The sequence below is a fragment of the Rhizobium sp. CF142 genome, from assembly GCF_000281145.1.
Taxonomy (GTDB): domain Bacteria; phylum Pseudomonadota; class Alphaproteobacteria; order Rhizobiales; family Rhizobiaceae; genus Rhizobium.
Genome location: NZ_AJWE01000113.1, coordinates 19074 through 35959 on the forward strand (window position 1 = coordinate 19074; position 16886 = coordinate 35959).

The 16886-nt window shown below is 59.7% G+C and carries 14 protein-coding genes; 9 read left to right on the top strand and 5 right to left on the bottom strand.

The window, feature by feature from the left end:
• The first annotated feature begins 1 nt into the window (after position 1).
• The 5 genes from mce to PMI11_RS27670 all read left to right on the top strand — a co-directional run bounded on the left by mce (position 2) and on the right by PMI11_RS27670 (position 4762).
• Complete coding sequence (gene mce, locus PMI11_RS27650; protein WP_007823910.1) at positions 2–406, top strand: methylmalonyl-CoA epimerase; 405 nt, start codon at positions 2–4, stop codon at positions 404–406.
• A gap of 110 nt (positions 407–516) precedes the next feature.
• Positions 517–792, top strand: coding sequence for a DUF1467 family protein (locus tag PMI11_RS27655; RefSeq protein WP_007823912.1), 276 nt, complete (start codon positions 517–519; stop codon positions 790–792).
• Between the two features lie 590 nt (positions 793–1382).
• Positions 1383–2705 carry a proline--tRNA ligase gene (proS, locus tag PMI11_RS27660; RefSeq protein WP_037072356.1) on the top strand — a complete coding sequence of 441 codons (1323 nt, stop codon included), beginning with the start codon at positions 1383–1385 and terminating at the stop codon, positions 2703–2705.
• Positions 2706–2721: 16 nt separating this feature from the next.
• Positions 2722–4026, top strand: coding sequence for a lipoprotein-releasing ABC transporter permease subunit (locus PMI11_RS27665; protein ID WP_007823914.1), 1305 nt, complete (start codon positions 2722–2724; stop codon positions 4024–4026).
• A 52-nt stretch (positions 4027–4078) separates the two neighbouring features.
• Positions 4079–4762, top strand: coding sequence for an ABC transporter ATP-binding protein (locus PMI11_RS27670; protein WP_007823915.1), 684 nt, complete (start codon positions 4079–4081; stop codon positions 4760–4762).
• Positions 4763–4765: 3 nt separating this feature from the next.
• Here the strand turns inward: PMI11_RS27670 and PMI11_RS27675 are convergent, their stop codons facing one another.
• The gene (locus PMI11_RS27675) at positions 4766–5227 is read right to left on the bottom strand and encodes a DUF5680 domain-containing protein (protein WP_007823917.1); all 462 of its coding nucleotides are present in this window, start codon (positions 5225–5227) and stop codon (positions 4766–4768) included.
• A gap of 312 nt (positions 5228–5539) precedes the next feature.
• Between PMI11_RS27675 and dnaE the strand changes: the two genes are divergently transcribed.
• Positions 5540–9025: a DNA polymerase III subunit alpha gene (gene dnaE / locus PMI11_RS27680; RefSeq protein ID WP_007823920.1), complete on the top strand. Its 3486-nt coding sequence runs from the start codon at positions 5540–5542 to the stop codon at positions 9023–9025.
• A gap of 41 nt (positions 9026–9066) precedes the next feature.
• Here dnaE and PMI11_RS27685 read toward each other — a convergent pair whose 3' ends face one another.
• Positions 9067–10503, bottom strand: a complete 1437-nt coding sequence (locus PMI11_RS27685; RefSeq protein WP_007823921.1) for an MFS transporter — start codon at positions 10501–10503, stop codon at positions 9067–9069.
• Positions 10504–10606: 103 nt separating this feature from the next.
• On the opposite strand from PMI11_RS27685, the gene PMI11_RS27690 reads away from it, so the two are divergent.
• On the top strand, positions 10607–11038 hold the full coding sequence (locus PMI11_RS27690) for a winged helix-turn-helix transcriptional regulator (protein WP_007823926.1): 432 nt from the start codon (positions 10607–10609) through the stop codon (positions 11036–11038).
• Between the two features lie 3 nt (positions 11039–11041).
• Here PMI11_RS27690 and PMI11_RS27695 read toward each other — a convergent pair whose 3' ends face one another.
• A complete protein-coding gene (locus PMI11_RS27695) occupies positions 11042–12292 on the bottom strand; it encodes a L,D-transpeptidase family protein (RefSeq protein ID WP_007823928.1) in 1251 nt (416 codons plus the stop codon).
• Between the two features lie 153 nt (positions 12293–12445).
• On the opposite strand from PMI11_RS27695, the gene PMI11_RS27700 reads away from it, so the two are divergent.
• A complete protein-coding gene (locus PMI11_RS27700; protein ID WP_007823930.1) occupies positions 12446–14176 on the top strand; it encodes a GNAT family N-acetyltransferase in 1731 nt (576 codons plus the stop codon).
• Between the two features lie 104 nt (positions 14177–14280).
• Here the strand turns inward: PMI11_RS27700 and PMI11_RS27705 are convergent, their stop codons facing one another.
• Complete coding sequence (locus tag PMI11_RS27705; RefSeq protein WP_037072359.1) at positions 14281–15570, bottom strand: DNA polymerase IV; 1290 nt, start codon at positions 15568–15570, stop codon at positions 14281–14283.
• Positions 15571–15646: 76 nt separating this feature from the next.
• On the opposite strand from PMI11_RS27705, the gene PMI11_RS27710 reads away from it, so the two are divergent.
• Positions 15647–16234 carry a GNAT family N-acetyltransferase gene (locus tag PMI11_RS27710; protein ID WP_007823933.1) on the top strand — a complete coding sequence of 196 codons (588 nt, stop codon included), beginning with the start codon at positions 15647–15649 and terminating at the stop codon, positions 16232–16234.
• On the opposite strand, the gene PMI11_RS27715 is transcribed toward PMI11_RS27710, so the two are convergent.
• Positions 16209–16886, bottom strand: a complete 678-nt coding sequence (locus PMI11_RS27715) for a hypothetical protein (RefSeq protein ID WP_037072361.1) — start codon at positions 16884–16886, stop codon at positions 16209–16211. The two genes, PMI11_RS27710 and PMI11_RS27715, sit on opposite strands and share 26 nt — an antisense overlap.

The window sequence follows — 16886 nt, forward strand, 5'->3', positions numbered from 1 at the left end:
GATGCTTGGCCGGGTGAACCATATCGCCATCGCCGTGCCTGATCTGGCCGCCGCAGTCACGAGCTATCGCGACACTCTGGGGGCCGCAGTCTCGCAGCCGCAAGCACTACCGGCGCATGGCGTGACGGTCGTTTTCGTGGAGCTGCCGAATACCAAGGTGGAACTGCTGGAGCCATTCGGTGAGGCATCGCCCATTGCGGCCTTCCTCGAGAAGAACCCGTCCGGCGGCATGCACCACATCTGCTACGAGGTCGATGATATCCTGGCGGCTCGAGACCAGCTGATGGCATCAGGGGCGAGGGTGCTTGGTAATGGCGAGCCGAAGATCGGCGCTCACGGCAAGCCGGTGCTGTTCCTCCATCCGAAGGACTTCTTCGGCACATTGATTGAGCTGGAACAGGTCTGACGCTCTGCGTCAGAGTGACCTAAACTGTCTACCGCCTTTGAACTGGCCGCCATTCCGGCTTATAAGCGGCCAAAACCTGCCGCCAAGGCACCATATCGACGGGAACCAAGATGTTTCAGGCCTTCCTCCAGGGGTTCGCAGTTTATTTCATTATCTGGTGGATCACGCTTTTCGCCGTGCTGCCGATAGGCCTGCGCACCCAGGCGGACGATAATGATGTTGTGCTCGGCACCGTGCCGAGCGCGCCGACCCGTTTCCGCCCGGTTTTCGTCTTTTCGCTGACGACGCTTATTTCAGGTGCAATTTACGGCTTCTGGTATATCTGTTCGACCTATTTCGGTCTCGGCTTCGATGCACTTCCACAAATAGGGCCTAGCTTCTATTAGGAATGGCTTTTGCTCAATCTTTGAGCAGATGTAAATGCAACCGCGAAAAATCTGTCATACGCACGTCATGCAAGTGAGGCAAAGAGCTTGCGTAACGGAAGGCGGGCTTACCTAACGAAAGGCGAGCTTGATTTTTCGGGATGGCGGAAGGCGAAAAAGCAAAAAAAAACAAGGCTAAAAGCCTTGTTTTAATTATCGCGTGATCCTTAACCGTTACCGGGGCAGCGACAAGCGCGCCTAAGATCTGATCCTCCCAAGACTTGACCGCGAGTTCGGCAAGAATTTAACCTTCCTGCCTGTTTTGTGAGCTAAAGCTAGCTCAAAGATTGTGCTTTGTCATTAGCTTTTTTTGCATTTTTGCTACACTCACGCAAAATTTTTCTGTTGACAAGATTTGCCTTCAAGCCCTTATAAATACGCGCTTTTTCGCGCCTGCTCAATTTGTAGGCGCTAACATGCGTCTGCGGGAGGCAGCTGGCACCGGTCGCGGGTTTCCTTCCTGCCGCGAAGCGGCTATGAACGCTCCCATCTTTAACAAATGCCGTCGATTCCGCTTGGTAAGCGGCGTCTCAACTGTACCGGAATCCGCCATGCGTCTGTCCCGCTTCTTCATACCCATCCTCAAGGAAAATCCCAAGGAGGCGGAAATCGTCTCCCATCGGTTGATGCTTCGCGCCGGCATGATCCGCCAGCAGTCGCAGGGCATCTATTCCTGGCTGCCGCTCGGCAAGAAGGTGCTGGACAAGGTCAACAACATCATCCGCGAAGAGCAGAACCGGGCGGGCGCCATCGAGCTTTCGATGCCGACGCTGCAGTCGGCCGAACTCTGGCAGGAGAGTGGCCGTTACGACGCCTATGGCAAGGAGATGCTGCGCATCAAGGACCGTCAGGACCGTCCGATGCTCTACGGACCGACCAACGAAGAAATGATCACGGATATCTTCCGTTCCTCCGTGAAGTCCTACAAGGACCTGCCGCTTAATCTCTATCACATCCAGCTGAAGTTCCGTGACGAGATCCGTCCGCGCTTCGGCACCATGCGCTCGCGCGAATTCATGATGAAGGACGCTTACTCCTTCGACTTGACGCGCGAAGGTGCGGAACATTCCTACAACAAGATGTTCACCGCCTATCTGCGCACCTTCGATCGTCTCGGCCTGCGCGCCATTCCGATGCGCGCCGATACCGGCCCGATCGGCGGCAATCTCAGCCACGAGTTCATCATCCTGGCTGATACCGGCGAGTCCGAGGTTTTCTGCCACAAGGATTTCGTCAACTTCGACATTCCCGTGGAAAATACGGATTTCGACAGCGTCGACGGCCTGAAGTCGATCTTCGACAAGTGGACGTCGCTTTATGCCGCGACCTCCGAGATGCATGACGAGGCGGCCTTCAACGCCATTCCGGAAGGCGAGCGTCTTTCTGCGCGCGGCATCGAAGTCGGTCATATTTTCTACTTCGGTACCAAGTATTCCGAGCCGATGGGTGCGAAGGTCCAAGGTCCCGATGGCAAGGAACACTTCGTTCACATGGGTTCCTACGGTATCGGCCCGACACGCCTTGTTCCCGCCATCATCGAAGCATCGCATGATGAGAACGGAATCATCTGGCCGGAGTCGGTCGCGCCCTTCGATGTCGTGGTCATCAACATGAAGGCCGGCGACGAAGCCTGCGACGGCACCTGCGAGCTGATCTACGCAGCACTGACCAAGGCCGGCAAGGACGTGCTCTATGACGACACGGATGACCGCGCCGGCACCAAGTTTGCGACCGCCGACCTGATCGGCGTGCCGTACCAGATCATTGCCGGCCCGCGCGCGGTCGCGAACGGCGAAGTGGAAGTGAAGGACCGCAAGACCGGCGCCCGCGAAACGATGACCATCGAGGCGGCGATCAACAGGTTCGTGGCTTAAGAGAGACGGAGGCGAAATGGCAGAGGCAGCAGTGGACCGGAGTTCCAAATCCGGCTTGGGTCCGGCTGGCAAGCCATTTTCCACCTTCGAACGCCTCGTGGCGTGGCGCTATCTGCGCGCCCGCCGCAAGGAGGCGTTCATCTCCGTCATTGCCGGCTTCTCTTTTGTCGGCATCATGCTGGGCGTTGCGACGCTCATCATCGTCATGGCCGTCATGAACGGGTTCCGCACGGAACTCGTCTCGCGCATCCTCGGCATCAACGGCCACATGATCATCCAGCCGATCGATGGTCCCTTTACCGACTATGCCGACCTCGTGAAGAAATTTGAGGCCGTGCCCGGCATCAAGATGGCGCTGCCCCTGGTGGAAGGCCAGGTGCTTGCCTCCTCGCAGACGGGCGGCAGCACCGGCGCTCTGGTGCGCGGCACGCGGGCCGAAGACCTGACCAAGCTCAAGACGGTCTCCGACAACATCAAGTCCGGCGATATGGTGGGCTTTGCGGCGGGCGATGGCGTTCTGGTCGGAAGGCGCATGGCCGATCAGCTCGGACTGCGGGTCGGCGACCTGATCACGCTGACGTCACCGGAAGGTGACGTGACGCCGATGGGTGTCAATCCGCGCATCAAGTCCTACAAGATCTCCGGCCTCTTCGAGATAGGCATGTCGGAATACGATGCCTCGATCATCTATATGCCGCTCGAGGAATCGCAGCTCTATTTCAATGCCGACGGGCTGGTGCAGTCGATCGAACTCTTCGTCGACAACCCTGACGATATCGACAATCTGAGGCCCAAGGTTGAGGAGGCTGCCGGTCGGCAGATCGCCATCACCGACTGGCGCCAGCGCAACCAGACCTTCTTCTCCGCGCTGGAGGTGGAGCGCAACGTCATGTTCATGATCCTGACGCTGATCGTGCTCGTCGCCGCGCTCAACATCATCTCCGGCCTCATCATGCTGGTGAAGGATAAGGGCAGCGATATCGCCATCCTGCGCACCATGGGTGCGAGCGCCGGCGCCATCATGCGCATCTTCTTCATGACCGGGGCGGCGATCGGTATTGTCGGCACGATCGCCGGCGTGCTGCTCGGCGTGCTCGTCTGCGTTAACATCGAGTCGATCCGCCAGTTCTTCTCCTGGGTATTGGGCACGGTGCTTTTCGATCCGGAGCTCTATTTCCTGAGCCAGCTGCCGGCGAAAATGGATGTGAGCGAAACGGTGTCCGTCGTCATCATGGCGCTGACGCTCTCCTTCATCGCGACGATCTTCCCCGCCTGGCGCGCCTCTCGCCTCGACCCCGTTCAGGCCCTTCGTTACGAATAAGGTCGTGATTCAAGGTCATGATCCAAGGCCCAATCCAAGGAATGCCGCATTCATGAAACGCAACGTCGTTCTCAAGCTTTCGGGCGTCGAGCGCCACTACGGGCAGGGCGAAACGCTGCTGACCATCCTCAAGAGCGCGGATTTCTCCCTGACGAGCGGTGAGATGGTAGCGCTGGTAGCGCCTTCGGGCACCGGCAAGTCGACGCTGTTGCATGTTGCAGGGCTGCTGGAACATCCTGACGGCGGCGAGGTAACGGTCAACGGCCGCCCCTGTGATGGCCTCTCCGATGACAAGCGCACGGCGATCCGCCGCGGCGAGATCGGCTTTGTTTATCAGTTCCATCACCTGCTGCCGGAATTCTCGGCGCAGGAAAATATCATGATGCCGCAGCTCATCGCCGGCCTCCCATGGAAGGAAGCGAGCGAGCGGGCGAAGATGCTTCTGGATTATATGCGCATCGGCCACCGCGGTACGCATCGTCCGGGCGAGCTTTCCGGCGGTGAGCAGCAGCGCGTGGCAATCGCGCGCGCCGTTGCCAATGCGCCGAGCCTGCTGCTCGCCGACGAGCCGACCGGCAATCTCGATCCGGAAACCGCCAGCTATGTCTTCGACGCTCTGGAGGCTCTGGTGCGTCAGTCCGGCCTTGCCGCGCTGATCGCCACACACAACCACGAGCTTGCCCGGCGCATGGACCGGCGCGTAACGATCTCCGACGGCAAGGTCGTGGATTTCTGATTATCAGGGGATAATCAGCCCGCCGCGATAATCGAGCTCATAGGCCTTTTGACCATCGACAAGGATGAATTCGTGGCCACGGAAATGCGTGCAGTCGCCTTCGCTCGTATCGACATAGCGCCCCAGCGAATGATCGAAGACCATGCCGCCGAGGAAGCGGCCCTGCTTGTAGAGCTGTGACAGCGCGGCGCTAATGATCGTGCCGGCGACAGTTCCGTCGATGATCCCGGGCTCGATGATCCGTCCGAAATAATTCATCGCCCAGACCGGCTTTTCCTCCAGCCACACTACTTCCTGGCCGGCAAAATCCGTACCGCCGAAATAGCTGTCGAGATATCGCCAGATGCCGCGCTTGTAGCCGAGGTCATGGGCGCCGATCCGATAGGAAGGCTGCGCCTTGGCGCCGGCAACATATGTCTGCGATTTGGCTTCGACAATGAAGCCGTTGAGTTCCTGCGTGTCCATCGTCCCGCTGCTCCGATGTTAACCATGTCCCGCACAAGCGGGGGGTAAACCTGTTGACAACAGAACATACATGGAACAAATTAAAAACATAAGAGCAAAGGAGAGCCAAATGACTGACATGATCCGTGATATCGCAGCATTCACCTCCATCGCAATGTTCATTGCCAGCTTCTCGCTGATCGTCATGGCAATGTAAGAATTCAGGGGACCGCATGGCTGCCATGCGGTCCTGAAGCGGGACTTTGTCTGGACAGAATCGCCTTCAATGCCGACAATGCGCATTCTTCATTGATGCAGTTGGAAGGGCATGTCATGGCGGATGCTGAACAGGGTGCGGTCGGCGGAAAGCCGGGCTTCGTCCATCTGAGGGTCCATTCCGCCTATTCGCTGCTCGAAGGCGCGCTGCCTCTCAAAAAGATCCTCTACAAGGCGTCGGGCGACAGCCAGCCGGCTATTGCCATCACCGATACCAACAATCTCTTTGTCGCCCTGGAATTTTCCCAGAAGGCGCTGGACGACGGTCTGCAGCCGATCATCGGCTGCCAGGTGTCGATCGATATGGAAGACGGCCTCGACACCGAAAAACGGGGAGGCCAGCAGGCGCTGATCAAACTGCCTTCGATCGTGCTTCTGTCCGCTACGGACGCCGGTTACGAACGGCTGGTCGATCTCGTCAGCCGCGCTTATCTCGGCGGCGAGAGCAATCAGGCTATCCATATTCGTTCCTCCTGGCTTGAGGAAATCGGCACCGAAGGCCTGATCGCTTTGACAGGTGCCTCGACCGGCCCTGTCGACATGCCGCTTAAGGACGGCCATGCCGCTGCGGCAGAGACGCGACTGCTGGCGCTGAAGCGCCTCTTCGGTGACCGGCTCTATGTCGAGCTCCAGCGGCACGGAACCTACGACAAGCGCCACGAACAGAAGATCATCGGCCTTGCCTACAAGCATGATCTGCCGCTGGTGGCGACCAACGAAGCCTTCTTCCCGACACGAGACGATTACGACGCACATGACGCGCTGATGGCAGTGGCCCACAACGCCATCGTTTCCGACGACAGCCGCTTCCGCCTCTCACCGGATCACTATCTGAAGAGCCGTGCGGAGATGGAAAAGCTCTTCGCCGATCTGCCCGAAGCGCTTGATAATACCGTCGAGATCGCAAGGCGCTGCTCCTTCGTGCTGAAGACCCGCAAGCCGATCCTGCCGCGCTTCACCGGCGCGACCGATGATCCCGAGGAGGCCGAGCGCGCAGAATCGCTCGAGCTTCGCCGCCAGGCGGAGGAGGGGCTCGACATGCGCCTTGCCGAGCTTGGAATGTCCGTCGGTTACGAGGAGAAGGATTACCGCGAACGGCTGGAATTCGAGCTCAGCGTCATCGAGCGCATGAAGTTCCCCGGCTACTTCCTGATCGTTGCGGACTTCATCAAGTGGGCCAAGCAGCATGACATTCCGGTCGGCCCGGGCCGCGGTTCAGGTGCGGGTTCACTCGTCGCCTATGCACTGACGATCACCGACGTCGATCCGCTGCGCTTCTCGCTGCTCTTCGAACGCTTCCTCAACCCGGAACGCGTTTCGATGCCGGACTTCGACATCGACTTCTGCCAAGATCGCCGCGAAGAGGTGATCCGCTACGTGCAGCAGAAATATGGTCGCGAGCAGGTGGCGCAGATCATCACCTTCGGTTCGCTGCAGGCGCGCGCGGCACTGCGCGACGTCGGCCGCGTGCTGGAAATGCCCTACGGCCAGGTCGACAAGATCTGCAAGTTGGTGCCGAACAACCCGGCAAACCCGACGCCGCTTTCCAAGGCGATCGAGGAAGAGCCGAAGCTGCAGGAAGAGGCAGCCAAGGAACCGGTCGTTGCCCGCCTTCTGGATATCGCCCAGAAGATCGAAGGCCTCTACCGCCACGCCTCGACCCACGCCGCTGGCATCGTGATCGGCGACCGCCCGCTGTCGAAGCTCGTGCCGATGTATCGCGATCCGCGGTCCGACATGCCGGTCACCCAGTTCAACATGAAATGGGTGGAACAGGCCGGTCTCGTGAAGTTCGACTTCCTCGGCCTGAAGACGCTGACCGTGCTCAAGGTCGCCGTCGACTTCTGCAGGAAGCGCGGCATCGAGGTCGATCTCGCCAAGATCCCGCTCGACGACAAGAAGACCTACGAGATGCTTTCGCGCGGCGAGACGGTCGGCGTGTTCCAGGTTGAAAGTGCCGGCATGCGCAAGGCACTGATCGGCATGAAGCCGGACTGCATCGAAGACATCATCGCGCTGGTCGCCCTCTATCGCCCGGGTCCGATGGAAAACATTCCGACCTACAACGCCCGCAAGCATGGCGATGAGGAGCTGGAATCGATCCATCCGATGATCGACCATCTGCTCAAGGAAACGCAGGGCGTTATCGTCTACCAGGAGCAGGTGATGCAGATCGCCCAGGTCCTGTCGGGCTATTCGCTTGGCGAAGCCGATCTTCTGCGCCGCGCCATGGGCAAGAAGATCAAGGCCGAAATGGACCAGCAGCGCGAGCGCTTCGTCGTTGGCGCGGTCCAGAACGGCGTGTCGAAGCCGCAGGCCGACAACATCTTCGAACTGCTCGCAAAGTTCGCAAACTACGGCTTCAACAAGTCGCACGCTGCCGCCTACGCCATCGTCTCCTACCAGACGGCCTATATGAAGGCGCATTATCCGGTCGAGTTCCTGGCCGCGTCGATGACGCTCGATATGTCGAACACCGAAAAGGTCAACGACTTCCGCCAGGATGCCAAGCGCCTGGGCATCGAGGTCATCGCGCCCTCCGTCCAGACCTCCTTCCGCCAGTTCGAGACTGGCGACAACCGCATCTATTATGCGCTCGCCGCCCTCAAGGGTGTCGGCGAATCCGCCGTCGAACACATCGTCGAAATGCGCGGCGACAAGCCATTCGCCAGCATCGAGGATTTCTGCCTGCGCATCGATCCGCGCCAGGTGAACCGTCGCGTGCTGGAAAGCCTGATCTATGCCGGTGCCTTCGATTGCTTCAACCTGGATCGTGCCCAGCTTTCGGCCGGTCTCGACCGCGTGCTCGGCTATGCGCAGCGCGCCCAGGAAAACAAGCTCAGCGGCCAGTCGGATATTTTCGGCGGTGCGCTATCCTCGGGTCCGGAAAAGATCGCCCTGCCGCCATTCTCGCCCTGGCTTGCCTCCGAGCGGTTGCTCAAGGAATTCCAGGTGCTGGGCTTCTACCTGACCGCCCATCCGCTCGACAGCTATAACAACATCCTCCAGAAGATGCGCGTCCAGACCTTCGCGGATTTCTCGACGGCGGTGAAGCAGGGCGCTGCGAACGGGCGACTGGCAGGCACCGTCATTTCCAAGCAGGAGCGCAAGACGCGCACCGGCAACAAGATGGGCATCATCGTCTTCTCGGATTCCTCCGGCCAGTACGAAGCCGTGCTCTTCTCCGAAATGCTGAACCAGTATCGTGACATACTGGAGCCCGGAAAATCCTTCGTCATCACTGCGATCGGTGAAGAGCGGCCGGAAGGTGTCAGCCTGCGTCTGCAGACCATCCAGTCGCTGGAGGAAAAGTCGCTGCAGATGCAGAAGGCGCTGCGCGTCTATGTCCGCGACTCCGGCCCGCTGCGCGCCGTTGCCGCACATCTGAATGCCAAGGGCGACGGCCTCGTCTCCTTCATCGTCATCAAGGAGGAGGGCAAGCGCGAGGTCGAAGTGGTGCTTTCCGACAAGTATCGTATCACCCCGGAAATCGCAGCTGCGTTGCGGGCCGCTCCTGGCGTCGTCGATGTCGAACTTGTCTGAACGAAAGGAGCGACCGGCAGTGCGCCGGTCGCCTTTGTTTTTCAACCGGTCTGCAGCCGGCAGGATGCATCCGCGCAGCGGCCTCTGCCGAAGCCCATGATGACCATGCCGATCAACGTTGCCGCGACCGGTACCAGCAAGGCGGTGCGCAGCGCTTCCAGGCGTTCGGATGGGTTGTCTCCATCACCGAGAGCAAGTGTGCCGATGGCGCTGACGGCGGAGAGGCCGAGGGCGGCGCCGAACTGGAACGACGTATTCACCAGCCCGCTTGCGAGTCCCTGTTCGTTTTCGGCAATACCTTCAGTCGCAATGATCGTCAGCGGGCCGTAGCCAAGCGAGAAGGCCAGGCCGAGCAGGATTGTCGACGGCAGCATCGCCGCATAAGTCCAGTCGAGCCCCATACCAAGGAAGAGCGCGTAGCCCGCGACGGCAAAAACAAAGCCGCCAAGCACCACGCGTCCATTGCCGAAGCGCTCGACAAGCAGGGGCGTCAGCAGCGGCGCCAGAATGGCGTCCATGCCGATGACGATGAGGGCGAGGCTGGTTTCGAAGGAGGACCAGCCGAGCAGTTCCTGCAGGTAGAGCGAGACGATGAACTGAAAGCCGAAGAAGGCGCCGGTGAAGAGCATCGCTCCGAGGTTGGATTGTACCAGGGCGGCAGACCGGAAGATGCCGAGCCGCACCAGCGGCGCACGCGAATTGCGTTCAATGAGGATGAAGGCGAGCCAGAGCACCGCGCTCGCGCCTGCTGCTGCGATCGTCCAGGTTAGCTCACTGGTAGCATGCTCCAGCCGCGTCAGCGCATAGGCGGCAAGCAGCATGGCGCCGGTCAGGGTCACCGCACCGGCGATGTCGAACCTCTGGCGCGAGGCGGCTTCATCTTTGTTCTCTACGATCAGCTTCATGCCGGCAACGAGGAGGATGGCGGAGAAGATGACTGGAGCGAAGAACACCCATCGCCAGCCGACGGCAGACAGAAGCCCGCCGATGACAAGGCCGAGGGAGAAGCCGGCCGATGCCGTGCCGGCATAGATCAGCACGGCCCTGTTGCGCTGCGATCCCTCGCGAAAGCTGCCATTGATGAGCGCAAGCCCGGCGGGCGTCATGAAGGCGGCCGCTGCACCCGTCACGAAGCGGGCCGTTAGCAGCATCCAGCCATCGGTCGCAAAGCCGCCGAGGCCGGAGAACAGCAGGAAGACGGTCAGCGCCGTCAGGAAGACCTTGCGCTTGCCGTACATGTCGGCGACGCGCCCGCCAAGCAGCATCAGCCCGGCATAGGCAAGCACATAGGCCGAAACCACGGCGCTCAGCGTAGTAGTCGAAAGACCAAGCTCGGCCCGGATCGATGGAAGCGCGATATTGAGCATGGCCGCATCGACGCCTTCGAGAAAGATCGCGCCGCACAGAACGGCGAGCATGCCGGCAGCGCTGCGGCTCATCCTTCCGCTATCCACCGCCAGTGGAGGACTTGTAGACATTCTGATTTCCTTGTCCGTGAAGCAGGGAAGAGCGAGAATGGTTACATATTGATCCTCGGTTCCCTATTGTAACCAAGGCTGACATAAGGCATGGTTCGGACCCATGGAAGAAGGCACTTCAAACTCACCGAGTGACTGCTGCAGCACCGACCGCGATTACGACATCCACCAGTGGGATTCGCGGGAGGAATGCGAGGTGCGCCAGATTCTCGATCGCATCGCCGACAAATGGTCGCTGCTGGTCATTGCCCTGCTCGAAAAACGCACCTTGCGCTTTACCGAATTGCGCAGGAGCATCGATGGCATCAGCCAGCGTATGCTGACGACGACATTGCGTCAGCTCGAGCGTGACGGGCTGATCGAGCGGACAGTCTATCCCGTCGTTCCGCCAAGGGTTGATTATGCTCTGACAGAGCTCGGCTGCACGCTGCACGACACAATCAAGGCGCTTGTGGTCTGGACGGAAACGAACCAGGCAAAGATCATCTCCGCCCGTCGAAGCTACGACGAACGCGCCAGCGAGAAGCTTTGGTAGGCCTCAGCTCTCGCGGGTGATGGTGATGAATCCCGTGCCTTCGCCGGTTTCGGATCCGAGGCCGGTATCTGATATCGTCAGCGTTGAGCCGGGCGAGATCAGCGCATCGATCCGGTGACGGGTTTCTTCTGACATGGAGATGCGGCTGAGCGCTCTGGCGGTTGGGCGGCCGCTGATGATGGAGCTTTCCTGATTGGCGATGCCGAGCCGCTTCACCGTCTCGCGCGAGAGATTGTTCTCCAGCGTTACGCCCAGCCAGTCCGCCGTGCCTGTCGCATCATCGACTGAGTGCAGCGAGAAGAAATGCGTGCCGAGAGCAAGGCCCGGATCGGCGATGGTAATAGGCGCCTCAAAGAGCGGCTTGAAATCCTGTCGCACCATGATGACTCCATTCGGAGGCTCGCCTTTGCCTGCCGCGGCGTAAACTTCCCTCAGGAGAGTATCCGTGATCAGACCCTTGTCACGGGCAAATTCCGTTGGCCGCAGCGCTTTGAAGGCATTGATAGCCTGAACGGTCGCTGGACCGGCCAGCCCATCAGGTTCGCCGGCGGCAAAGCCGAGCTGGTTTAGCAGGGCCTGGATATCGATGACGTTTTCACGCAGCGTCCGGCGCGTAATCAGCATGCTGATCGGCGCGATATCCGCAGTGGGCGCCTGCAGCTGGAACTGCGGCATCGGCAGGGCAGCCGTCGTCTCGTTCATGGCGACTAGCACCTGCGTCTTCGCGTCGCCTATGGCCGGCCGCAGCTCCACGTCCGATAGCAGTGGTGCCGGTTCGGGCCGGTCGGGGCGGAACAGGGTCGGATGGTCAATCGGCTCTGGTGCCAGTTCACTGTCGGTAATGATGACCGGCACGCCCATCTCGGTCATCTTGTAGAGCGATTTCGCAAAATCGCCGGGCATGCGCACGCAGCCATGTGAGGCCGGATAGCGCGGCACGGAATTAGACTCGTGCAGCGCAATGCCGGACCATGTCAGCCGCTGCATGAAGGGCATCGGGGCGTTCGAATAGATATTGGATTCGTGGTACTTCTGCTTCTCGATGACGGAGAAGATGCCGCTCGGCGTCGTGTGCCCGTCCTTGCCGCTCGAAATCTTGGAGGTCGCCACGATCTCCGCACCGTCATAGACGGCCAGCGACTGCTTATCCTTGGACACGAAAATCTGCAGCGTGCGCGCGTCTGCTGCAAAAGCCGGATGGACAAGAGCGGTTGCCGACAGCAACCCGATAAGAACGCTTACACGCACAGACATGACGCAATACACCACATGCACAAAAACGACGCGAGTTAAGCACGCGAAGTTTAACGAAGGCTTGAATACGCGGCGCCGCTTTGATCACGAGATTGTGGGATATTCAATTTTATGCAAATCTAAAAAAGGAGAAGTCTTGGGGGAGACTTGGAAATGCATGTCGATATTGTTTCCGCGTTCGATCATCTGCATGCCCTGAAAGACAACTGGAACGAGGTCTATGCTGCCGATCCGGAGGGGAACTACTTCCTCTCCTGGCACTGGATCGCCAAATGGCTGGAGCGGCGCGCTTCTTGGTTCGTTCTCGCCGCTAAGCGGCAGGAGGGGGATGAACGATACGTGGCTTTCCTGCCCATCCAGCTGCATGTCGAATTCGAGGAAGGGCAGGGCCTCGTCAATATCCTGCGGCTCGGCGGCACACCCTATGCCGGCTATAACGGCCTCCTGACACGTCCCGAGGATGCCGAAGCGGCGCTCAGCGCCTTTGTCGATTGCCTCCAGACCTTCAACTGGAAACATCTCGATCTCGACGATGTCTATATATCCGAGGAGAGGTTGAAGGCGCTCCTCGAGGCCTTTCCGTTTTCCGAATTTTCAAAGAGAAAGGTCGCTCGTAGGCCGCACATCACCTCGGTTGGTGAAAACATCGACCACGACGTCTATGTCTATGTGCCGCTCGGCGATGATTTCGAAACCTTCGTCGATGAGCGTTTCGGCTCGAAGACCCGTCGCAATGCGCGAAAAGCGCTACGCGATCTCGTCGCACCGCAGAACGAACTGCGTATCACTCACGTCACGCCCGAGACGATGGAGCGCGACTTGGCGCTCTTTTACGAGATGTGGAACCTGCAATGGGGCGAGCGCCAGCCGCGCTACGGAAAATTCATTCTCGACAACAGCCGTCATATGCTACCGGCCTGCATCGAGCATGGCACGGTCTTCATGCCGATCCTCTGGCATCAGGACAAGCCGGTCGGCACCTTCATCATCTTCCTCGATCCCTACCGCAAGTCGATGATGTGCTTTCTCGGAAGCCGCGACCTGACCTTCTGCCACTCGATCAGCCCCGGCTTCATGCTCCATTGCTACAATCTGCGCTGGGCGATTGAAAATGGCTACCGTATCTACGACCTGGGCACCGGCAATTACAGCTATAAGGATTTACTCGGATCGGAGCATCATATCGTCGAGAAGCTGCAGATCTCCACGCTGACAGGCCGCAATATCGGCGACCGTCTCGATCCGCACTCGCTTAACATCGCCATGCATCAGGCGGTGCATTTCTTCAGGAATGGAAACCCGACCGCCGCCGAACTCTGTTGCCGGCAGATCCTGGCCGTCGACGAGAAACATGCACAAGCCTCCTCATTGCTGGCGAAAATCGAGGCAGCACAGCGGCCAAGGCTGACCGGTGATCCCGAAACCCATTTCAGTGCCGCCGCCGAACGTCATCGCGCCGGCGATCTTACTGCCGCGGAAGCTGGCTATCGCGACGTGATCTTAGTCATGCCAGATCATTTCGATGCTTTGCAGCATCTGGCATTGCTGCTCCTGCAGAAGGGCGATCTGCGTGGCGCAGCAGTCTGCGTCGACAAGGCGATCGAGGCGAAACCGACATCCGCCTCAGCCTATTGCAATCGCGGCAATATCCAGGCGCGGCTTTCGAATTTCGATCAGGCGCTCGCAAGCTACGATCGGGCAATCGCTCTCGATGCCGGCCATGCCATCGCCCTCAACAATCGCGGCAATGTTCTGCGGCGACTGGGGCGCCATGATGAGGCGCTGGAAAGCTATGATCGTGCGATCGCGATCGAACCCGGTTATGCACAGGCTGTGAAGAACAGGGCGGCGGCACTACAGGAAATGGCCGCGGTGCCGGCCTAGAGCGCCGTGCGTCCATTCGGACGCACAAAGGACGCTCTAACTTTTTTAATCTACGCATCAGGCTTTCCCAAAATCGATTCCGATTTTCGGGCCGATGCTGTAGGCTAGCGGTTCCCCTTGCCGCCGAAAGTATAGCCGGTCTCGACCGTGCCCTTGCCGAACTTGTCGCGCAACTTGTCCATGGCGGCTTCCGCCGCCGCGCGCCGGCCGGATTGCTGGTCGATAAGATCGGGCGGGTCGGCGCGGTCGGCATCGCCGAGATCGGTGACGCCAATGCCGATCAGGCGGAATTTCGTGCCGTCCGTTTCCTTCTCCAGAAGATCGAGCCCCGTGCGGAAGATCTTGTCGGCCAGTTGTGTCGGGTCTTCAAGGCGCCGGTTGCGGGTGCGCGATTTGAAATCGGCGGTCTTCATCTTCAGCACCACGGTCTGGCCGGCAATGCCGTTCTTCTTCAGCCGCCAGGAGACCTTTTCCGAGAGATTGCGCAGGATCGGCACCAGATCATCATAACGCGAGATATCATCGAAGAAGGTGGTTTCAGCTGAGACGCTCTTGGCGGCATCGTTGATATGCACTTCGCGGTCGTCGATGCCGCGCGACAGGCGGGAAAGCCGCTGGCCGATGCTGCCGTAACGGCGCATCAGGTCGTTCTCTTCCATTTGCTGCAACTGGCCGATCGTGCGGATGCCATCTGCTTCGAGCGTCGCGGCAAATGCCTTGCCGACGCCCCAGATGGTCGTCACGGGACGAGGCGCCAGAAACTCCACGGCTTCCTCGCGTCCGATGACGGAAAAACCACGCGGTTTCTGCAGGTCGGAGGCGACCTTGGCGAGGAATTTGCAATAGGAAAGACCGACCGAGACGGTAATGCCCACCTCTTTTTCGACGCGGCGGGCAAACTTCGCCAGCGTGCGGGCCGGCGGATCGTGATGCAGCCGTTCCGTGCCGCCGAGTTCCAGGAACGCCTCGTCGATGGAGAGCGGCTGCACAAGCGGCGTCAGTTCCTGCATCAGTGCACGAACCTGCCGCCCGACCTTGACATATTTCTCCATGTCCGGACGGATAACGACCGCCTGCGGGCAAGCCTCCAGCGCCTTGAACATCGGCATGGCCGAGCGTACGCCGTGGATTCGCGCGATATAACAGGCCGTAGAGACGACCCCGCGTTTGCCGCCGCCGATGATCACGGGCTTGTCGGCAAGCTCCGGATTGTCGCGTTTTTCCACAGCGGCATAGAAGGCGTCGCAGTCAATATGCGCGAGCGTCAGGTCATAAAGCTCTTTGTGGCGCGCGAGACGCGGGCTGCCGCAAACATGGCAGCGGCGTACGTCTCCCTTCTGCTCGGCAAGGCAGTCGCGACAGAAGCCGGGTGTCTTGTCAGATGCAGGCGCCATGGTGGGAACAAAGGTTGAACATCGCAACATTACGCCCTAAGCTTTTGAGTCTCAAGAGAGGGAGGAGAGCTTGGCCGTGGATATCGATCTTCGTTTCGAACCCGTCACGGCCGAACGCTGGGGCGATTTCGAAAAGCTGTTCGGCCCGCAGGGCGCTTTCTATAATTGCTGGTGCGTGGCGCTGCGTCTTCCGCATGCCGTCCGCACGAAGATGGAACCTTCGGAGCGCAAGGCCCATATGCAGGACCGGATTGAGACGGGAGCGCCGCCGGGCATTCTCTGTTATGCCGAAGGCGAGCCTGTGGCCTGGGTTCAGGTGGGGCCGCGCCACGACGTGCCGCAGTTCAATTCGCCGCGAACGGTTTCGAGGCCACTCGAGGAGGGTGACGCTCATGATCCCTCGATCTGGGCAGTCAGTTGCTTTTTCCTGTTGCCGAAACTGCGCGGAAAAGGCTTGAGCCACAGATTGCTTGCTGGTGCCGTCGATTATGCTCGCGGTCAGGGCGCGCGGTTGCTGGAAGCCTGTCCGATCGACCATGTGAAGCAGTCGAAATCCGTTACGCTTTGCATCGGCTCCACGGCGATTTTCGACACAGCCGGTTTCGAAACGATCGCGCGGCGCAAGGACGGCCGGCCGCTCATGCGGCTGGATTTGCACGGCTGATCGTATGTGCCGTAAGATGTTGGTCGATGAGTTCGGCGGCATGAGCCCAGTCTCTCGCGCGCGCGATATTCTCGGCGGCGGCTGGCGCGAAGCGGTGAACGGGTGTGTCAGGCATGAGATGGATGAGCAGGCAATCTGCCACATGCTCCTTCACGGAATGCAGGTTGCGCGCCATATCATCGATAAAGACGACCGGAAGATCGCGACCGCCATGCAGGGCGTGGACGATCGGTCCCTTCGGCTGTTCGCTGGCAAGCAACGGGAAGGTGAGGCCCGCGCTGTCGAGAAGGCGACGACGATGGGCGGAAAACTGCGGTGGCATCGCGGTGAGGAACAGGACGTCGGCATCGTCAGACAAGCGTTCGAGCGTCGAAACGACGGGATCGATAGGCGTCTGCCAACTTTCCTGGGCTTCGAAGAATTCCAGGATCAGCCGGCTGACATGCTGATCCTCAAGCGCAAGCCCGTCGGCCAGCGAGACGATGTTGCCGTGAAGACGGAAGGAGCGCGGCAGAAATTCATGGCCGAGACTTTTGAGGTACAGTTGGAAAGGACCGATGAATTGCAGCACCACATCATCGACATCGCAGACGATGAGCGGCCTGTCGCCAAGGCGGATATGCGAGATGTCGAATTCGGCGCTGTTGCTCAC